This is a genomic window from Campylobacter ornithocola, from assembly GCF_013201605.1.
In the GTDB taxonomy this organism is placed as follows: Bacteria; Campylobacterota; Campylobacteria; order Campylobacterales; family Campylobacteraceae; genus Campylobacter_D; species Campylobacter_D ornithocola.
This window is the reverse complement of the sequence record NZ_CP053848.1, coordinates 299,147-318,981: the sequence shown is the minus strand read 5'-3', so window position 1 is coordinate 318,981 and position 19,835 is coordinate 299,147. Positions and strand designations below refer to the sequence as shown.

Annotated in this window: 19 protein-coding genes; 4 read left to right on the top strand and 15 right to left on the bottom strand. The window is 29.3% G+C overall.

The window, feature by feature from the left end; translation table 11 throughout:
- The first annotated feature begins 83 nt into the window (after positions 1 to 83).
- A complete protein-coding gene (locus CORN_RS01715) occupies positions 84 to 668 on the top strand; it encodes an NAD(P)H-dependent oxidoreductase (protein WP_066007199.1) in 585 nt (194 codons plus the stop codon).
- On the opposite strand, the gene CORN_RS01710 is transcribed toward CORN_RS01715, so the two are convergent.
- From CORN_RS01710 to lgt, 6 genes are all read right to left on the bottom strand, one after another.
- Positions 658 to 2,475 carry a dynamin family protein gene (locus CORN_RS01710; RefSeq protein WP_066007201.1) on the bottom strand — a complete coding sequence of 606 codons (1,818 nt, stop codon included), beginning with the start codon at positions 2,473 to 2,475 and terminating at the stop codon, positions 658 to 660. The two genes, CORN_RS01715 and CORN_RS01710, sit on opposite strands and share 11 nt — an antisense overlap.
- Positions 2,465 to 4,690 carry a dynamin family protein gene (locus CORN_RS01705; RefSeq protein WP_066007207.1) on the bottom strand — a complete coding sequence of 742 codons (2,226 nt, stop codon included), beginning with the start codon at positions 4,688 to 4,690 and terminating at the stop codon, positions 2,465 to 2,467. Before CORN_RS01705 ends, CORN_RS01710 begins: the two co-directional genes overlap by 11 nt.
- Complete coding sequence (locus CORN_RS01700; protein WP_012661078.1) at positions 4,668 to 5,393, bottom strand: fumarate reductase iron-sulfur subunit; 726 nt, start codon at positions 5,391 to 5,393, stop codon at positions 4,668 to 4,670. The genes CORN_RS01705 and CORN_RS01700 overlap by 23 nt, the downstream gene beginning before the upstream one ends.
- Positions 5,386 to 7,377, bottom strand: a complete 1,992-nt coding sequence (locus CORN_RS01695; protein ID WP_066007209.1) for a fumarate reductase flavoprotein subunit — start codon at positions 7,375 to 7,377, stop codon at positions 5,386 to 5,388. Before CORN_RS01695 ends, CORN_RS01700 begins: the two co-directional genes overlap by 8 nt.
- A complete protein-coding gene (locus tag CORN_RS01690) occupies positions 7,361 to 8,140 on the bottom strand; it encodes a fumarate reductase cytochrome b subunit (protein ID WP_066007211.1) in 780 nt (259 codons plus the stop codon). Before CORN_RS01690 ends, CORN_RS01695 begins: the two co-directional genes overlap by 17 nt.
- Before the next feature lie 77 nt (positions 8,141 to 8,217).
- A complete protein-coding gene (gene lgt, locus CORN_RS01685; RefSeq protein ID WP_066007213.1) occupies positions 8,218 to 9,033 on the bottom strand; it encodes a prolipoprotein diacylglyceryl transferase in 816 nt (271 codons plus the stop codon).
- Positions 9,034 to 9,105: 72 nt separating this feature from the next.
- Between lgt and CORN_RS01680 the strand changes: the two genes are divergently transcribed.
- On the top strand, positions 9,106 to 9,900 hold the full coding sequence (locus CORN_RS01680; protein ID WP_066007215.1) for a membrane lipoprotein lipid attachment site-containing protein: 795 nt from the start codon (positions 9,106 to 9,108) through the stop codon (positions 9,898 to 9,900).
- On the opposite strand, the gene CORN_RS01675 is transcribed toward CORN_RS01680, so the two are convergent.
- From CORN_RS01675 to CORN_RS01650, 6 genes are read right to left on the bottom strand one after another with little or no spacing between them, the layout of a single operon-like run.
- Positions 9,887 to 10,426, bottom strand: a complete 540-nt coding sequence (locus CORN_RS01675; protein WP_066007217.1) for a hypothetical protein — start codon at positions 10,424 to 10,426, stop codon at positions 9,887 to 9,889. The two genes, CORN_RS01680 and CORN_RS01675, sit on opposite strands and share 14 nt — an antisense overlap.
- A complete protein-coding gene (locus CORN_RS01670; RefSeq protein WP_066007219.1) occupies positions 10,419 to 10,964 on the bottom strand; it encodes a hypothetical protein in 546 nt (181 codons plus the stop codon). The genes CORN_RS01675 and CORN_RS01670 overlap by 8 nt, the downstream gene beginning before the upstream one ends.
- Positions 10,961 to 11,926: a hypothetical protein gene (locus CORN_RS01665; protein ID WP_066007221.1), complete on the bottom strand. Its 966-nt coding sequence runs from the start codon at positions 11,924 to 11,926 to the stop codon at positions 10,961 to 10,963. Before CORN_RS01665 ends, CORN_RS01670 begins: the two co-directional genes overlap by 4 nt.
- A gap of 5 nt (positions 11,927 to 11,931) precedes the next feature.
- Positions 11,932 to 12,555 carry a lysophospholipid acyltransferase family protein gene (locus tag CORN_RS01660; protein ID WP_066007223.1) on the bottom strand — a complete coding sequence of 208 codons (624 nt, stop codon included), beginning with the start codon at positions 12,553 to 12,555 and terminating at the stop codon, positions 11,932 to 11,934.
- Positions 12,539 to 13,837, bottom strand: a complete 1,299-nt coding sequence (gene miaB / locus CORN_RS01655; RefSeq protein WP_094750282.1) for a tRNA (N6-isopentenyl adenosine(37)-C2)-methylthiotransferase MiaB — start codon at positions 13,835 to 13,837, stop codon at positions 12,539 to 12,541. Before miaB ends, CORN_RS01660 begins: the two co-directional genes overlap by 17 nt.
- Positions 13,834 to 14,076: an HP0268 family nuclease gene (locus tag CORN_RS01650; RefSeq protein ID WP_066007225.1), complete on the bottom strand. Its 243-nt coding sequence runs from the start codon at positions 14,074 to 14,076 to the stop codon at positions 13,834 to 13,836. Before CORN_RS01650 ends, miaB begins: the two co-directional genes overlap by 4 nt.
- A gap of 124 nt (positions 14,077 to 14,200) precedes the next feature.
- On the opposite strand from CORN_RS01650, the gene nusA reads away from it, so the two are divergent.
- Positions 14,201 to 15,298 carry a transcription termination factor NusA gene (gene nusA, locus CORN_RS01645; RefSeq protein ID WP_066007227.1) on the top strand — a complete coding sequence of 366 codons (1,098 nt, stop codon included), beginning with the start codon at positions 14,201 to 14,203 and terminating at the stop codon, positions 15,296 to 15,298.
- Here the strand turns inward: nusA and CORN_RS01640 are convergent.
- The 3 genes from CORN_RS01640 to CORN_RS01630 are packed head-to-tail and all read right to left on the bottom strand — an operon-like array spanning position 15,295 to position 18,158.
- On the bottom strand, positions 15,295 to 15,648 hold the full coding sequence (locus CORN_RS01640; protein WP_066007229.1) for a M14 family metallopeptidase: 354 nt from the start codon (positions 15,646 to 15,648) through the stop codon (positions 15,295 to 15,297). The genes nusA and CORN_RS01640 overlap by 4 nt on opposite strands.
- Positions 15,645 to 17,018: a cytochrome P450 gene (locus CORN_RS01635; protein WP_066007235.1), complete on the bottom strand. Its 1,374-nt coding sequence runs from the start codon at positions 17,016 to 17,018 to the stop codon at positions 15,645 to 15,647. The genes CORN_RS01640 and CORN_RS01635 overlap by 4 nt, the downstream gene beginning before the upstream one ends.
- A gap of 9 nt (positions 17,019 to 17,027) precedes the next feature.
- On the bottom strand, positions 17,028 to 18,158 hold the full coding sequence (locus CORN_RS01630; protein ID WP_066007237.1) for a DUF829 domain-containing protein: 1,131 nt from the start codon (positions 18,156 to 18,158) through the stop codon (positions 17,028 to 17,030).
- 164 nt (positions 18,159 to 18,322) lie between these two features.
- Here CORN_RS01630 and CORN_RS08390 point away from each other — a divergent pair, with 164 nt between their 5' ends.
- Positions 18,323 to 19,831 carry an SGNH/GDSL hydrolase family protein gene (locus tag CORN_RS08390; RefSeq protein ID WP_066007239.1) on the top strand — a complete coding sequence of 503 codons (1,509 nt, stop codon included), beginning with the start codon at positions 18,323 to 18,325 and terminating at the stop codon, positions 19,829 to 19,831.
- The last annotated feature ends 4 nt before the right edge of the window (positions 19,832 to 19,835 follow it).

Genomic DNA, 19,835 nt, shown 5'->3' with positions numbered 1-19,835 from the left:
TATAATATAGTATCTTACATAAATCTCAGTATTGACATAAAATTATAGTTAAAATTATAATTTCTAAAATACAAAGGATGGGTATGAAAAAAATATTGTTATTAAATGGTGCAAAAGACTTTGGACACTCTAAAGGAAGACTAAATACAAGCTTGCATGAAGTTGCACTTAAAACCTTACAAGAACTTGGCTTACAAACCCAACAAACACACATAGATCAAGGCTATATCATAGAAGATGAGGTAGAAAAAATTCTAAATGCCGATGTTTTGATTTGGCAAATGCCTGGTTGGTGGATGGGAGAGCCTTGGATAGTGAAAAAATATATTGATGATGTTTTCACAGCAGGTCATGGAAAACTTTATACAAGTGATGGAAGAAGTAGAAATGATGTAAATAAAAAATATGGAAGCGGTGGACTTTTACAAGATAAAAAATATATGCTTTCTCTTACCTGGAATGCTCCAATACAAGCTTTTACTGATAAAGAGCAGTTTTTTGAAGGTGTAGGTGTAGATGGAGTATATTTACATTTACATAAGGCAAATCAATTTCTGGGTATGAAAGCACTACCTACTTTTATTTGTAATGATGTGATTAAAAATCCTCAAGTGCAAGAATATTTCACAAATTACAAAACGCACTTAGAAAAAATTTTTAAAGCTTAGAAATTTGAGATTTGATGCTAGAAATCATTGATTTTTTAGCATCAAATTCACTTTTTAAATTCAAAATAATCTGCCTTTTAGCTTCTGCAAAATCAACAAAGCTTTGCATATAATTTTTATAAATTTTTAAAACTACAGGCTTATTTAAAAGCAAATCTTCAAATTCATATACATTAAGTTCGGTTAATACTCTTTGGTGAACTTCACTTGCTTTTGGATGATACAAGCTAAACTCAGTGCTATCAAGCTCGTAAAATTCTTTACTCGCATTCATTTTAGCACTAAAAAATCCCAAAGTAAGCTTAGTAGCACTTTCATAATTTGCTAAAGCTTTTAGATTAAGCTTTTCTAAAAATAAATCAAGTTCAAGTTGGCTTTTAAATAATAATTGCTTAAAATCTTTTAAAAAAAGCTCCTCGCTAGCACTAGCAAAGCTTCTAAAACTAGCAAATTCTTTTTCACTTTCTAAGGCATTTTCTTTTTGTAAATTTGAAAATTGAGCTTTAAAAAGCAAAATTTGCTCTTCTAAAATAGTAAAAAATAAGGAAAAATCATCTTTGATTTGACTAAATTCTAAAGTGATTTCATTTTTTAATTTTTTAAATTCCTTATTCATTACTTCAGAATTATAAAACATAGCCAAAAATGCATCATCGCTTGAAAGATACGGAGCTTTATAAGCGACTTTTTCATAAAGATTTTTCTTAAATAAACCCTTAGCTTCTTTATAATAGCTACTATCTTTTTCTTTGATAAATTTTAAAATTTCTTGAGAAATTTTTTCTCCAACAAGCTTTAATTTATCCAAACAATTATGATTTAAAATTTTGATTTTCTGCTCTAGCTTGCTTGCTTCAAAGGTTTGTAAGATAGCATTAAATTTAAGCTCTAATTGCTCTAGTGCATTTTGAAACAAATCATATTGATTTGACAAAAGCTCGCATAAATTACTAAGTTTTTCTTTAATAAAATCTTTTTTAATACACTCATAATCAAGCTCTTTTAAATACTCATAAAGTAAAGGTAAATTTGACTTTTGCAAATCAAATTTTGCTTCTTTACATGAAATTGCGATGATTTTTTCAAAATACTTATCAAAAACTAAATGAGCATAATTTAAAACATTTTCTAGCTCATCTTGACTTAACTTATCTTTTTGATTTAGCACGCAAATACCGCCACGCTCTAAAAGCTTGGTATTTGCTTTTATAGCATCTTCTTCGCTTTTTTTACCTGCATTATCAATCAAACTAAGCCAAATAGCACTATGCATAAAAGAAAGCTCTTTAAAAGTAGTTAGTGTATCAGTGGTGTTTGCGTTTAGACCCGGGGTGTCTATAAGCGTGATATCTTTTAAAAGCTCAATAGGTGCAAAAAGGTGTAAGCTTTTAGTTTCTTTTAACTCATTTCTTTGATCGCTAAATTTAACAAGCTCATCTATATCAACAATCTCATCACTGCCATCTTCATATTCAACTCTTAAAAAATACTCCTTAGCATAGCGTAAAAAAGTAGGCTTAAAAGTCACTGGCACCACACCTGTTGGCAGGCATTCTTTTTGTAAAATCAAATTTAAAAGCGTGGATTTACCACTGGAAAATTGCCCTATAATAGCCACATTAATGGCTCTTTTATAGCTGGCTATAATCATTTCAAGATCTTTTAAAAATACATCATTTAAATGCAAACTTGGTTCTAAAAATGCATTTTTGATTGCTAGAATTTTTCCTTCAAAACTATCATCAAAACTTTTACAATAAGCATTTTCATAAGCTTTTAAAAAATCATTAATCAAATCATTTTGCATTTAAAAGCTCCGTTTTTATAGTCTTTAAACTTTGTAATTTTATATTATTTTTTTCTAAGAGCTCTTTGGAATTTTGTTCATTTTGTTCTATTTGTAAAATCAGGTCTTTTAAGTCTTTGATTTGATCTTCTTGCTCTTTTTCGTATAAATTTAAACTAAGCTCCAAATTAGCAAAAAATTCTTGATTATTTTTTAAATCTAGGGCAATTTTTTCTATATTAAATGTTTGTAATTTTTCTAAAATTTGATTTTCTAAAAAACTTTCTAGTTTATAAATATCTTGAGTGGACTCTAAATTTTTTAAAAGCTCTGCTTTTAGTGTCATAAAAAGATCATTAGTGAAAATACCTTCTATTTTTGCTTCAACCTTACTTTTAAAATCATCACAATTTTGCTCTAAAATAGCTTTTAAAAAATCATATTTCACGCTTAGTGTGGTTTTAAGCTCATTGATCTTATACTCACTTTGCTGTTTTAACTCTCTTAAAAGATCAAAAATTCCATCTTTTAAAGTCGTATCGATGATAGTATTTAATCTTTGAGTGTTATTTTTGATTTTATTATTTTGATTATATTTTAGCTCATCTATAAGTTTTTCTTTTAATTTCTTAGCTAGTAAATACAAAAGCGTTAGAATTTCTTGAGTATTTTCATCTTTTTTGTTAAAAATAGCACTTAACTCTGCTTTTACTTGCGTTAATTTTTCTTTTTTTGTTTTAAAATCATTGATAATAGTTTGATTTTGCTTATCAAGCTCAAAGCTTTCATAATTTAGCATTTTATTAGAAAATTTAATTTTTTCTTCTATTTTTTCTAAATGTAATAATAATTCTTTTTTATAAGCACTTAGAGCAATTTTGTTTTTATCATATAAGCTTTTAGCTATAAGTTCTTCTAGTGTTAAAATATTACTTTGTTCTAAATTTCCACCTCTTTTTTGATAAAAATCATTAGCTAGTTTTGAAGAAATACACACAAAATCTACATTATCTAATAATTCTTGGCTAAGCTGCTTTTGTGCTAAATTTTCTTTGAGCTTATTTTTAGTATAACTAATCACTTCTTGCAAGTCTTTTTGACTAAGTAAATCAGCTTTAGTAAGTACAATCAAAAGCTTACTTACTCTTGAAGTTAGCAAACATTCTATAATAAAATCACAATCTTTTTGACTAAGACTTTGAGAAGCATTCATAAGGTGGATTAAAAAGTCAGCTTTGCTTATATAAGCTTTTGTTAAAAGCTCTCTTTGGATGATCATATCATCAAGTCCTGGAGTATCAACTATACAAACATTATCTTTTAAAAAATCAAGCGATGCAAAAAGCTCTATTTTTTTAATAAGTGCTGAAATTTTATTTTTTGCACTAGTGTAATTTTTTAATTCTTCAATTTTTATTTCTATATTTTTATTTTCTTTTTCAATATACTCATTTAGATTAAAATTTTGTTCAAGTTGTTTTATAAGCTCTTGCATGTCTTGATTATCTTTAGAGCTTTTTAAAATATCTTGCCATTCTTCTTCACTCCAAAAATATATCTTAGCTTTTTGTTCTTTGCCATATTTTAAAACACTCAAATTTGCAGTTTCAGGTACATTAGATACACCTAGAAAATCTTTTTTTAAAAGTGCATTTAGCATACTTGATTTACCTGCATTTACCACACCCGTTACTGCGATAGAAAAATCAATATTACTAAATTTAACCAAAGCTTCTTGTAAGAGTTTTTGAACTTTTTCATCTTCACAAAGCTCTTGTAAGTTTTGATTAATAAGATCTAGTGTTTGATGTGAGTTTTTAACTTCTTGCTTGTAATCTTTTTGAATAACTTTTTGCCTAGATATAAAGGTATAAATTAAAGAATTATTAGTAATTTTTTGAAGTTCTTCTAAGGCTTTTAAAAGCTCATTTTTATCTAAAATTCCCAAATTTAAAGCATTAATAAAACAAACCTGTGCATACTGTATACCATAAAGATCTAAGCGTAAGTTTAAACTTTTCATTAAACTTTTAAATTCATTTAAAGCACCAAATCTTTCATAATTATCAAGATTAGTACTTAAAATAATTGCTGCTTTTTGAGTATCAATTAAACTTTCATCAAAAAGTGTATTTGTGTCAAGATAAACATTATGATTTTGCCAAATTTGTTTTAGTAAGGTTTTAAGAGCCCCCTTTTCTTGGGGGCTAGGATTATTTGTTTCTTTGAGCGACAAGCTGTCTTCTCATATAAGCGATTTTGCTTTGTAAAGGTAGTTCTTTTGGACAATTATCTTCACATGCAAGTAAAGACATACATCCAAACACACCATCATCATCACCCACTAATTCATAAAAATCTTCTATGGTTCTATGATCATGTGGATCTTGTAAATATCTAGCTGTTCTTAAAAGTCCAGTAGCTGCGATAAAGTCAGGTCTCATTAACTTAGTCGCACAAGAAGCAACACAAATTCCACACTCTATACAACGATCAAGCTCGAAAGTCTCATCAGCAACTTCTGGCTCAATACGCTCTTCAAGTTTAGAAATGTCTGTTTCTTTTTCATTATGTACCCAACTCTCAACACGTTTACACATACCATCAAACCATTCACCTGTATTAACACTTAAATCTTTGATGTGTCTAAATGCTGGTAAAGGCATAAGCTCTATAACGCCATCTGGATAATCTTTTGTCAATGTTTTACAAGCAAGTTTTGGTTTACCATTGATCATCATAGCACAACTTCCACAAATTCCTGCTCTACATACAAAGTCAAAACTCAAATCTGCATCCATTTTTTCTCTGATTTGAGTTAAGCACACAAAAATGGTCATAAATGGAGTTTCTTCAAGCTCATAAGTAACAAAATGAGGCTTAGAAATTTTACTTAATGGATTGTATTTAAATGCTCTTATTGTTAATTTTCTACTCATAATCAACTCCTATTCTTTGATTTGGTGCTTTAAATTTAGCTTGTAATTCATAAGGCATTAAAGCATGTTGAATTTCATATCTTCCTTTGCCCTCTGCTTCCATTTTTTCACGGATAGCATCAACTTCAGCTTGGCGTTTCTCGCTTAATGGGTTTTCAATAATATTTCCTTTAGCACCATAACCTCTAAATGCAGGTGGAATTTCCATTTTCATAATGTCAAGATCTTCATACTCAACTCTAGGCATACTTTCACCTTCTACCCAGTAAGTATTTGTTCTTTTCATCCAGTTTAAGTCATCTCTTTTTGGATAATCTTCTCTATAATGAGCTCCACGGCTTTCTGTTCTTAAAAGTGCTCCATAAGCAACACATAAAGCAATTTTTAGCATTCTTGGAACCCTATAAGCTTCTTCAAGTTCTGGATTCGCACATTTTAATTCTTTATCGTGTACTTTTAAATCAAGTGATTTTTGATATAACTCTTCTAATTCTTTAACAGCCTCTTCAAGACCTTGGCCTGTTCTAAAAATAGCTACTTTTTCCCACATAATGTCTTTCATTCTGTTTTTGATTTCAAATACATCATGTTTTCCTTCTTTGCTTACAAGAGATTTTAAATAATCATACTCTTTAGAAAGGAAAGATTTAACTATATTTGTATCAATATCATTACCATTTTCTTTACAATATTGTGCAAAATAATCCCCTACAATCATACCTGCAACAACAGTTTCTGAACATGAATTTCCACCTAAACGATTAAATCCATGCATATCCCAGCAAGCTGCTTCACCGCATGCAAAAAGACCATTTAACCATTGACTTTCACCGGTTGGTTTAGTTCTAATACCACCCATTGAATAATGTTGCATAGGTAAAACTGGTGCCCAACCTTTTGGACCCTCATCAGCAGGATCAATACCATTAAATGTTTTACAGATATCTTGAACATCACGAAGATTTTTTTCAACATGAGCACGACCAAGAATTGAAATATCAAGCCATAAGTGATCTCCATAAGGGCTTTTTACACCTTTTCCTTTTCTAATATGCTCCATCATTCTACGACTTACAACGTCTCTACTTGCAAGTTCTTTTTTCTCAGGTTCATAATCAGGCATAAAGCGGTAACCATCAACATCTCTTAAGATACCACCATCACCCCTACAACCTTCAGTTAGTAAGATACCACTTGGTACAATTGGAGTTGGGTGAAATTGTACTGCTTCCATATTTGAAAGTCTGCAAAGTCCAGTTTCAAGTGCGATAGCAGCTCCTGTACCTTCACAAATAACAGCATTTGTAGTTTGTTTATAAATTCTACCATAACCACCTGTTGCAATCATAGTTCCTCTAGCAACATAAGCAATTAATTCTCCATTAGTTAAATCTCTAGCAATAGCCCCTAGACATTTTTTACCATCATGGATAATTCTTACCGCTTCCATCCTGTCGATGATTTTAACTTGATGTTTAATTGCTTCATTTGCAACACCATATAACATACAATGCCCTGTTGCATCAGCGATGTAACATGTTCTCCATTTTTTAGTACCACCAAAGTCTCTTGCATTAATTAAACCATGTGCTTCTTCTTTTTCTTCGATGGTAGTTTTTTGAGCATTGATAACTACAGTTCTAGGTCCTTTTGTAACCCTAGTCCAAGGCACACCCCAAGCAGCAAGTTCACGTACAGCTTTTGGAGCAGTTTGTGCAAACATTCTTGCAACTTCTTGATCACAACCCCAATCTGATCCTTTTACAGTATCAGCAAAATGCACATCTTCATTGTCTCCCTCGCCTTTAACACTGTTTCCTAAACTAGCTTGCATACCACCTTGTACAGCAGCTGAGTGAGATCTTTTAACTGGACAAATACTTAATAAAGTTACACTTTGACCACTTTTTGCAACTTCAATAGCAGCTCTTAAACCTGCAAGACCACCACCGATAACTAAAGCATCACTATATTGTATGTTCATATTTAGCTCCATCATAAGTTTTTACTATTTGTGCTACAGAGTTGTTTTGGTAATTATTAAAGCCTATTTTCGCAAATGCAGCTAAGCTTAATACACCTAAAACTAAGAAGAAAATACTAATAAACCATTTTGCTTTTTTAAGTTTTTTACGACTTTCTTTTGCATCTTCACCTTCAAACCAACCCCATTTTACACATAATCTATAAAGACCAATACTTCCATGCAACTCCACACAGATTAATAAGGCGATGTAAAATAACCACATAAAATGACTTACTACTCTATCACCTGACATATCAGCACTAATTTTATCTGCATTAGTAATAACAAAAATTAAGTGTGCAGAACCCAAGAAAAACATTACAAAACCAGTTGCAGCTTGAACCCACCATAAAGATGAATCACCATGATTCATATATTTTAAGTGTGTTCTACAAAGTTGATATTGTCTAAAATTAATTGGAAATTTTCTCATTGCAAGACCTGCATGTACAAAGAAAATAACCAAAACACAGGCAGCTAAGAAAGAAGTGATGTAGCTCATCATAGGGCTATTAATGATAAATTTTAGTTCTAAAAAGTGAACCACTGAATCAAAAAAATCATCACTAACCAAAATGGTAGAAACGAAAAACATATGTGCCCACATAAACAAGCCTAAAATCAAGCCTGTTGCACTTTGAATATAGTCAAGTTTTGCTGGCATTTTACTTTTTTTGCCATCAATACTCTTGCCTAAAAAACCTTCAATGAGTTGGCTCATATTTACTCCTTTTAAAAGTTGATAAGTTTTAATATCGGAGCAATTATAGAACTTTTATTCTTAAAATAAATAAAAATTTATAAATTTTTTTTAATATTTCTTAAATAAAAAGATAAAAATAGTCCTAAAAAAAACATCAATAAACTTAATATTTGACCCATACTCATACCAAAAGCAACAAAGCCTATACCAAAATCAGGCTCTCTAAAAAATTCACACACAAAGCGTGCTAGGGCATATAAAATCGTATAATAAGCAATCAATTCTCCATTATATCTTCTGAATTTTTTTATCAATAACAAAATAACAAAAACAACAAAGCCTTCTAAAAACGCTTCATAAAGCTGTGAAGGATGACGCAATATTCCATCAACATAAATACCCCAAGACACTTCTGTAACTCTACCAAATAATTCTTGATTTAAAAAATTTCCTATACGACCAAAAATATAACCACATGGTACACTAATAGCTACTAGATCAAGGTATTTCCATAAATTTTGCCTATTTTTTTTACAAAAAGCATAAGTAGCAATCAAAAATCCTATAACAGCTCCATGATAACTCATACCTCTAATTCCTACAAATTCTCCATTATAAAAAGGATTAAAAATTTGCCAAGGATGTATAAGATACCATAAAGTATGTGTATCATAAATTAAAATATAGCCTATTCTTGCTCCTAAAATTACTCCAATTTCTACCCATATAAAATAACTATCAAGCATAGCTTTAGAAATTCCCATATTATCCTTAATAGCATAGTATTTTGCAACCATTAAAGCAACAAGTAAAGCTAATACATACATAATGCCATACCAATGCACTTTTAAACCAAAAATATCAAAAGCTATCACATCAAAATTTGCATAAATATTTTGCCAAAAATCCATAAAAAGCCTTTATTATAAAACATATAATATAGCAAAAAATTGTTATAATTATAAAAAACATAAGGGGACAAAATGAAAAAAATATTATTATTTTTCAGTATAATTTTATTTTTAAGTGCTTGCACTGGTAATCAAAAAACTTATTATATTTCTATGCCAAATTTTAAAAGCACTTTTGAAGAACACAATTACACAAATGCCAATAGTCCTAAAGTTAAAGTCAATGATGTAGAAATTATAAAAAGTACTTTTTATAGTTCATATTTTGAGCAATCTACTCTAAATCAAAGAATCAATAAAAGCTTAGAATTACTCAAAAAACAACTTTTAGAAGATAGCAAAGCATTGCTTCAAAGCAAAGGATATATTATCGACAATGAAAATCCTGATTATATTTTTAATATTGTAATTAACGCTAATTTATACGAAGATAAAGTTACAAGAAATTCAAGTCTTGGGGGCGATAGTATAGAATCTTCTTTTATGATTATTTTAGAAGCTCAAAGTCGTTTGAATAATTTACATCAAGAAGATACTTTTCAAAGTACAACAAGCTCAGCAAAATTAAACGATCCTATTACTCTAAATTATCCTATAAAGGGGCAAGCGAGTATAGAAAGTTTTAGACAAGTATATAGTGCTGTTCCAACGCAAGTTAATGAATCTCTTGCAGCAAGTGCTTTAGAAATTGATAAAGTTTTTGTTGCTTTTTATAAAGAAATCGCATCTAGTTTAAAAACTAGCATAAAAGAAATCAAAGAAGAACTAAAAACACGAGAAAACTCAGAAGTTCAAGATATAAAACAAAATGATGAAGAAGTAAAAACCACTCCATATCAAAACAATGAAGTAATTATTTTTGAATAGCTTGTGCATAAAACACCTTGATCTTAAATTTAAGATTAATGTGTTTTTCTTCTGATTTAAACTCAATAGGAGTACTAATTTCAATTAAATTTTTATATTTTTGTAAATCATTTAAAAAAGAATAGAAAGCTTGAGGATTTTTCATCTTTACACTAACTCCAAATTGATATTTTAAATACTCTTGCTCTTTTTTAATAGGAGTAAGATTGATTTTAATATCATCGAAATAATTTTTCATAAATTCTAATAATTCTTTTTGTGAAAATTCCGCGTTAATTTGGGCTAGTTTTTGTGTATTAATTTTTTTAAAATCATCAATAACTTTTTCCAAAGTTTGCAATTCATTTAATGCCTTAGTATTTTGAATTTGTTGTGTGGCTAATCTTGAATACTGTATTTTATACTCTTTTAAAAAGGGCATAATTAAAAACAAGATCAAAATTGCACAAAGTGCCACAAAAGAAAAAGAATAAATCAATATTTTTAATATATCAGCTTCTTCTAAGCTTTTGTCGTTTTTACTCATACATTCCCTCTGGTATAGTGATATTTACACTCACAAAACGATACCAACCATTTTCTAATTGATAGTAACTTGTTTGAGAATTTGAAAAAATACTTCTTAATGGAGCTTCCAATAACAATGCAAACATTTCTTTAGTAGGTGTAACACCTCTTAAAATAAGTGATCTATCTTCCATTAAAACCTCATCTAAAGATATATTCTTAGGCACTAAGGTAAAAAGATTTTGAATACTTTTTAATAAAACTTTATTCTTACCATTTTCTTGTTCTTGTTCTAAATTTCCCAAAACTAATTCGGCTTTATTATTTTGTCTTATCAATTCTTGGTATTTAAGTTTATTAGCGTTAATTTGTGCGATAATTTGAGCTAATTCTTCTTTTTTATTATCAAGTTGTACAGAAGCATAATAATTTTTAAAAACAATTACAACAAATACTACAAAAATCAAAATAACACTAATGCTAGTAAAATAAATCCAAATTCTAGTAAAAAGATTAAAAACAGGTTTTATCTTAGGCTTGATTAGACTATATTTCATAGTTTTAAATCCTTTACCATAAGTTCATTCATCAAATTTAGGGTATCTACAAGCTCTACTTTTGGTTTTATAAAAAGCTCATTCTCTAAATAATCTAAAGAAGTCACACTAAAACTTTCCTCGTCAAAAATTATAATTTCCTCTAGAAAACTATTCTCATATAAAGGATTATTGTAAAATTCTTTTACACTTGAAATAATGTATTCTATCATTTTCATATCTGAACTAAAATTTTCTAAAGATTCCACAGGAAGCTCTTCTTTTTCATCATCTAACTCTTCAAGCTTATCAAGTTCCTGACTCATTTCCTCTAAGCTTTTTAGATCATAATTTTGCTCATTTTCTTCTTCTTGATTTTCATCATCAATATTTAAATCAAATTCTTCTTTAATGTCATCAAAAAAATCAACTTCATCGTAATTTTGACTAGCTATGTTAAAATAACTTCCAAACAATATAGTTTCTTTTTTACAAATTAACATTGCAACAAAGTCATGATATCTATACACATAAAGACCAGCTTTCTCTTCAAACCCTCTATTTGTTATACAATGATAAAGTAAAGAAAAAGGTGAATAGAGCAAATCTAGACCACCGAAAGTTCCATAATCTTGCTCATACAAATTTAAAGAATGGCTAGAAGCATACAGCAAACCGTTATTAAAAGGAATGCACTTAACACTACTTACATCTACTCCAAAATTTGAAAGATCTTTAAAATTAGAGCTTGGTATAACACCTTGAGCAATAGGGGTAAAAAGAGTAGATATATAATAAATTTGAAAATCTTTAGCTAAATTTTTCACATATTCTATAGCTTTTTCTTTATCCTCAAAGCTCTTTTCAAAAGTATCAACAGCTTGAGATTTCTTCCAAGTATGGCATCTTATAATGTATTGTTTTTCATCATAACAAATACAAACTAAAAGTTGTAAAATATACTTTCTAAAAAAAGATAACATAATGTTTATCCTTTGTCTATTTGACTTATCATATCAAATTTTTCTTTTATCAATACTTTAGCTTCTTCTAAATTTAAATTTTGTATTTTAATTTCTTCACTAAGCCTATAAGTAATCTTAGAAAATGGTTTAGGTAAGATCATTTTATCCCAACTTTTAAATTCCCAAAAAGAGCTTGCTTCATAATTTAATAAAAAAAGTGGGGTATTTTTTTTCAAAGCTATCATCACAGAACCATCTGAAATGCTATGATAAGGTCCTCTTGGTCCATCTGGTGTGATAATCACATCATCACCTTGATCTAAAATTTTAAAAGATTGTTTCAATAAAGCCAAAGCTCCTTTGCTTGTACTACCTCTTAGAGTATCTAAACCAAACAAAGCAATATTTCTAGCGATGATTTCTCCATCTTTATGATGCGAAACCATTACATAAGCTTTTTTTCCTTTAATACCCATTTTGTGGTATGCAAAAGGCATTAGAGCAAGACGCCCATGCCAAAAAAGTATCACACATGATCTTTTTGGGAGTTTTTGCCCCAAATAAACTTTTCTGCAAGTTAGAAAAATCAGCCATTGCAATAAAAAAATTCCAAAAGCCAAAAAATTAATCTTAAAGAATTTCGCCATTTAACACCATACGCCTAGGATTGGTGATTTTTACTTTTTTCATTTTCCCTAATAACTCTTCACTACCTTTAACTTGAATCAAAAAGTTATTATCACTTCTACCTGCTACAAAACCTTCACTTCTTAATTCTTCAAATAAAACTTCAAATTCTTTATCTTTTTGTTTTGCAACAATTTCATCTAAAATTTCTGTATGTTTAACTTGCAAAATATTCAAACGTTTTGAAGCTATATCATCAGAAATTTGATTTGGCATAGTTGCAGCTTTAGTTAGTGGTCTTTTTGAATATTTAAAAGAAAACATTTGCTCAAAACGTACTTTTTCAAGCACATCCATAGTATCCTCAAAGTCCTTATCACTCTCACCTGGAAAAGCTACAATCACATCAGTAGAAATACTCACATCTTTACACATAGAACGCAGTTTTAATGCTCTATCTAAATACCACTCTTTAGTATAACCGCGCTTCATAGCTTTTAAAATTTCACTTGAACCACTTTGTAAAGGCATATGCATAGATTTGCATACTTTAGGATTTTTAGAAAAAACTTCTAAAAATCTATCATCCATATGCAATGGATGTGGGCTTGTAAAGCGAATACGCTCTAAGCCTTCTATTTCACTTAGTTTTTCCAAAAGATCTGAAAAATTAATCCTTTCGTGTGCATTAGAAAATCTTTTACCATAATTATTAACATTTTGCCCTAATAAAAAAATCTCTTTAGCACCTTTAGAAACAGCTTTTAGTGCTTCATTTTTAATAATCTCAAAGGGTATGGAAATTTCATCTCCCCTTGTGTGAGGCACTATGCAATAAGTACAATGTTTATCACAACCTATAGAAATATTAATATAGGTTTTATAAAGACTATTTCTAAAATCTGCAAAAGCATAATTACTCTCATCGAAATCTATATCATTACCTAAAAATTTTGGCGTATTTACAGCCTTTGTGATTTTAGAAACATTTCTTGCACCTAAAACAAAATCCACATTAGGAGCACGTTTAAAAATCTCGTCTCCTAAATGTGAAGCCGTGCAACCACAAACTCCTATTTTAGCCCCATTTTTTTTGATTTTTTCAAAGCTTCCAACTTCCGAAAAAAGCTTATGTACAGGTTTTTCGCGCACTGAGCAAGTATTGATTAAAATCAAATCTGCTTCTTTTGCATCTTGAGTTAATTCATAATTTTCTTTTTCTTTAAGTTCAGCTATCATGTGCTCTGAATCTCTAACATTCATAGCGCAACCTAAGGTTTGTATAAAAAGTTTTTTACTCAAAGAATATGTACCTCATACATAAAATCTGTATCATCTAAACCATACTTGATTGTTCTATGATAAACACATTTTCCTTTTTTTTCAAAATATTCTACTAAAGCGATTAATTGCTTATGGGCGTTATCTTTATCAAAATAGAAAAATTTCTGACCTTCTTTGTCCACAGCCTTTTCAATACTTTCTAAACTTATACTTTTTGGCTTTTCATCAACAGAGGTTCTTGCTATTTTTAAATCCATATCATCATCCTCAAGTTTTTTTTAATCTGAAATTATAGCAAATTTTACTTTTAATTAAACTTATTAAAGATATAATTTTACTCTTCAAACTTTTAAAATCCAAAATTAAGGTTGTATTGTTATTATGGAAAAAATCACAGATATAATTGAATCAATTGCTAATGAAAAAAATTTACAAATAGAAGATGTAAGAGAAAGAGTCAAAAAAGCACTTATTAATACCGCTAAAAAGATTTATGGAGATAAATATGAATTTTTTGTTGATTCAAGTAAAAATTTACAACTTTATCAAAAAATCATCGTTGTAGCTGATAATGATGAGAGATTAGAATTAGAAAATGAAAATGAATATTTTATCGCTTTAAGTAAAGCAAGAGCTGAAGCTAAAGATGTAGAAATTGGTGATGAGTTAACTTATGAGTGTTCTTTAGAAAATTTAGGTCGCACTGCTGTAAATATTTTACATAAAGAATTAGAATATAACATTCAAAAACTCTTAGAAGAAAAAATCTATGAAAAATACCAAAAAATGGTAGGACACATGGTTTTTGGTAGTGTAGTAAGAGTAGATAGTGAAGAAAATACTTATGTAGAAATTGATGAGTTTCGTGCATATTTACCCAGAAAAAATCGTATCAAAGGTGAAAAATTTAAAGTTGGTGATGTGATTAAAGCTGTTATTAGACATGTATATATCGATAAATCAGGCATGAGAATGGAACTTAGTAGAACTAGTCCTAAATTTTTAGAAGCTTTATTAAAAGCTGAAGTTCCTGAAATCAAAGATGGTCTTATAAATATTTATGCAAGTGCAAGAATTCCGGGCGAGAGAGCAAAAATCATTTTACAAGCCAATGGCCCGAGTGTTGATGCAGTAGGGGCAACTGTAGGTGTAAAAGGAGTTAGAATTAATGCCGTAAGCAAAGAATTAAAAAATGAAAATATTGATTGTATTGAATATTCTAACGAAATGGCAATTTTAATCACTAGAAGTTTAGCTCCAGCAATTATAAATTCAGTTCATATTGAAAATAAAAAGGCTATTGTAACATTAAATAGTGAGCAAAAAAGTAAAGCTATAGGAAAAAGTGGGATTAATATACGCTTAGCCAGTATGCTTCTTGGATATGAAATAGAGCTTAATGAAGTAAATAATGAGAATAAAGCTAATAATCAAGAAGAAGCGCTTAAAAATCTTAAAGCCTTGTTTGGGGAAAATTAAAATTGCTTACCGACAGTTTGTTCGGTAAGCTTTTTCTTTAAAACCAAATCTACAATCTCTTGTTCTCTTTTATTGGCCTTTTGGCAGTGGTTTTTGTCAAAAAAATCTGTAATTTTAATAACTATTTTAGCCCATCTTTTATCACGTTCTCTCCATGCATGAGATGATAAAGACTCCCAAGCATAACCATTAAATAAAGTAGCATTTACAAAATGATCAAGTGCTCTCACACCTTGTCTTACTCTAGCAGGATTACCAAAAGTACCCACTATAACAATAAAAAGATAACTAATTACCGCTAAAGGAACGATAGCACAAAGCAGTATGGTTCCTGCTAACTTTTCTTTCATTTTTGCCTTTTTATAAATCTTATATTCATACCATTTGCCGATCTTATAGTAAGTCTTCCTACAATATCAGGCACAAAATTTTCCTCTAATTCTAACTTATAAGTCCTTAAAATATTTGCTAAAATCAAAACAGCCTCTTGCATAGCAAAACCCTGTCCTATACATATACGTTCTCCCATACCAAAAGGCATATAGGTATCTTTTTTAATCTTACCTTTATCCTCATGACGACTTGGATCAAACTCATGTGGATTCTCCCAAAAATTATCATGTCTATGAATAAGCCATGGAGCCACAACCACCCCTGATCCTTTTTTAATAAGCTTATCTCTCATTTTGCTTTCATTTCTTGCCTCTCTGGCAAAAAAGCCAACTGGCGGATAAAGTCTTAAGCTTTCTTTGAAAACATTAGTAACATATTTCATCGCTCTAATATGTTCTATTTTAAACTCTCCATTACCTGCAACTTGTATAATTTCTTCATAAGCTTTTTGTTGCTCATTTGGTGAAATACTTAAAATATATAGGGTCCAAGTTAGTGAACTTGCGGTGGTTTCATGGCCTGCTAAAAAAAGCATGGCAACTTGATCTAAAATTTCATTGAAAGAAAATCTTTTATTAGTATCTGCATCTACCACCATAAGTAATGATGATAAAATATCCTCATATTTTCCTTGATCATTTAGGGCATTATCATATCTTGGTTTTATAATATCTGATAAAACCTTGCGTATAACTCCACCTGCCTTAAGCCTTTTCTTCTCTCCTAAAAGATTTGAAAGCCAAGTTGGAAAGCGGAACATTCTTCGCATAGCTGTTTTAACAGTTTCTTCTTGCACTGTTACAAAAGCATCTAAAACAAGTTTGCCTTTTTGCTCATCAAGTTTTGATGACATGATAGTTCTAAAAATCACATCTGCAGTTACAAAAGTCATAGCCTCATCTACTTCTATAACTGCTTTATTTTCATACTTCGCAAATCTACCCATCATATCAGAGGCAGCTTCACTCATTAAATCAAAAACTTTAGAAATTCTTGTCATTTCAAAAGAAGGTTTTAAAAGTTCTCTTTGCTTTTCCCATACTTTATCATTTGTAGTAAAAATACTTACACCTAAAAGTGGCTCCAAAAGCTCATGTAAAAGTTGGCTTTTTGGGTATTCTCTAACCTCATCTACCATAATACGTCTTACCTCTTTTGGATCATTAACCACATAAAGGTCAAACCCAGGCATTTTTACTCTACCCATCATCATTTTATAACTTCGCTCATAAAGCCCATCAAGCCATGATCTTCTTTTTAATAAAAAAGTGGTCAGCGTAGAAGCTTTGTTTTTGTAAGGTTTTGGATGAAAAGGACATTGACCCATAATTTTCTCCTATCTGATTTTTTCTTCTAATTTGTTTTTACCTGCAATAAATTCAAAAAAATTATATACCCCTTGAATTTGCGTAGCAAATAAATATAAAAAATGTGCTTTGTATTTGTCTTTTTTGATTTTTTTATAATCTTTACTTTTATATAAGGTATGAAATTTAGCCGAAAAGTACTTTGGGCTAAATTGTGCTTTTACTCCGCTTGTACGTATAAAATCAACTTGTGCAAAACATGCACCATCAATAATAGAAGTAAAATCATACCATATTAAATTCTTACTTCCTAAATACTCTAAGTCTTTCCTAAACTCAAAAGATCTTTTTTGATAGCTTACCAAAGGTATACACTCACCTAAAGTTAAAACCTTTAAATTTTCAAAAGAAATATTTTCTTTTTCACATTTTCTAAGCACTTTAGCTAAAACATTTATACAAAGTACTGTTCCTACGCTATGTGCACTTAAGATGAGCTCATAATTTTTATCACTTGCATTTTCTTTTAGTTTTTCAAAAATAACCCTAGCAAAATCATCTATCCTTAATTCAAGCTCACCTTGGGAATTTTTCTCCCAGTTTGCACAAAAAGAACAAATTCTAGCTATCCAAAAAACAGCCAATTTCTTACCTAATTTATAAAGCATTTTTGGCAAAAACACTAAAGATAAAATAAAGGCTAAAATTCCCAAAATAACATGAAAATTTTGCAGACAAAATAAACTTCCAAAAGCACAAACTAAAGTAAAAATCAAACTCAAAAGCACATAAAAAAACGGATAATAACCTGTGATTAGTTGATGAGGAGATTCTTTACCAAATTTCAAAAAAAGTCCTGTGATGGTATAAATTCTAAAAAAACTATAACAATCACTCAAAGCATCTTTTATATCCTCTGACCAGTTTTTTTTAACTATATCATTCCAGTTTAAAAAGGTGTAAGTAGTACTTGTATATGGGGTTTGAATTTGCCAAAAAGGATAAACATCAACTTGAGCTTTTGATAAAGTATAATCATATTTTAAAAGTGTATTTTGCTCAGCTAAATTTTTTTTAAACATAGCATAATAATGTCTATAACCCCTAGGATCATAACCAGCTATATAAAAAACATCTCTTTTTTGACACAATTTATCCATTTAAAATCCCAAATAAACTCAAAATGAAGTTAAAAATATAGCTAAAGTTGTTATCTTTGTCAAATGCTTATTTAAGGGCAAAATAAGGTGTTTTTCCTCTGAAATTATTCATTAAAAAATATTTTATAAAATAAATAAAAAATTTATAAAACAAGAAAGAATTTATGGATATAATCTTACTAGGTGGTAGCAATAGCGTAGTAAAAAATGGTCTTAGAATAGGTCTTGAAAATAAAAATATTACACTACACAATTATGCTTTAGGGCTTAGTACTTCTTTACAAAATCTTTATGAGTTAATACGCCATAAAGAAAGTGTGAGTAAGAGTAATTATATCATCAGCGAATCAAATATCAATGATTATCTAAGTCCTATGAGTTTAAATATTATACTTAGAAATATTGATTATTTTTACGAAGAACTTTACAAAACACATAAAACTACCATAGTACTTATACTCCCCATACCAGCTTACAATGATAAATCAAAAGCCATCAACGAAGCTCATAGGAAAAATTGCACTTATTATGGTTTTAATCTAATTGATGTAGACTTTTACTATCAAAAAAATAATCTTTATGATTTTGACCAAAACTATAAATTTCATCCTATGCCACTTGCTATGCAAGAACTTGGTAAAAATATTATAAAAAATTTACATGTTTTTAAAAAATCCAAAGAAAATATCATTTGCTCAAAAAGAAAATATCATATCTTTGCACCATCAAATTTAGCTAAAATAGAACACAAAAATTCATTTTTTTGTGAAAAAGTTACAAGGATTAAAGCTAGTGAAAAAATCATTTTTTCAAAAGAGCTAAAAAACTATCAAATTTTAGGTATACATACTTGGAATCACACTAATCTATCAACTCACACCGTGTCATCCGTAAGTATTGAAAATTCTTCTTTTAAACTGGTAAAAAATTTTGGACTTATCAATACTTTTCAAGATATACAAAATGAAAAGGCAATTTGTGACGAACAAACCTTTTTATATGTTAATACACAAATTGTCAAGCAAAGCGAAGATAGCTCTGGCTTAAGCATGACAAATGAAAAAACATCTAGACTTGATTATGTAGATTTAATAGGAATTTTACTTTTAGAAAATGATAACAATAAAAAACTTGAATGTAAAATTCATCTTACAAACACTCATGAGCTTTTGATACCACCTATAGTATTTTATAAAGAGCTAGCATTAGAATATTATGAACTCACTAAACTTGATACGCAAACATTTTTACAAAGTCAAAATCATAATCTTTTACGTTTTTTAAATCACAAGGATTTAAAAAATGAGTATGAAATGTTTATCCATCAAAACAACCAGCTTTATGGAGCTAGCTTAAGGATAAAAGAAAGGTTAAGTTATAAGCTCGGAGAAGCTATCATGAAAAATAGCAAAAGTTATCTAGATTACTTCAAAATACCTTTTGAATTAAGAAAAGTTAAAAAAGAGCATTTTAAAAATCAAAAAGAACAAAAAAATCTACCTCCGCTAAAAGCTTATGCAGACTATAAACATGCCCAAATAGCTAAAACACATTTACCCTATCTTTTAGGCAATGCACTTTTACAAGCTTCAAGAACCCCTTTTAAAATAGGCTACTTAAGTTTACCATTTAAACTTAGAAAGATTGCTAAAAATTATAAAAAGAAATTTTAGTCTA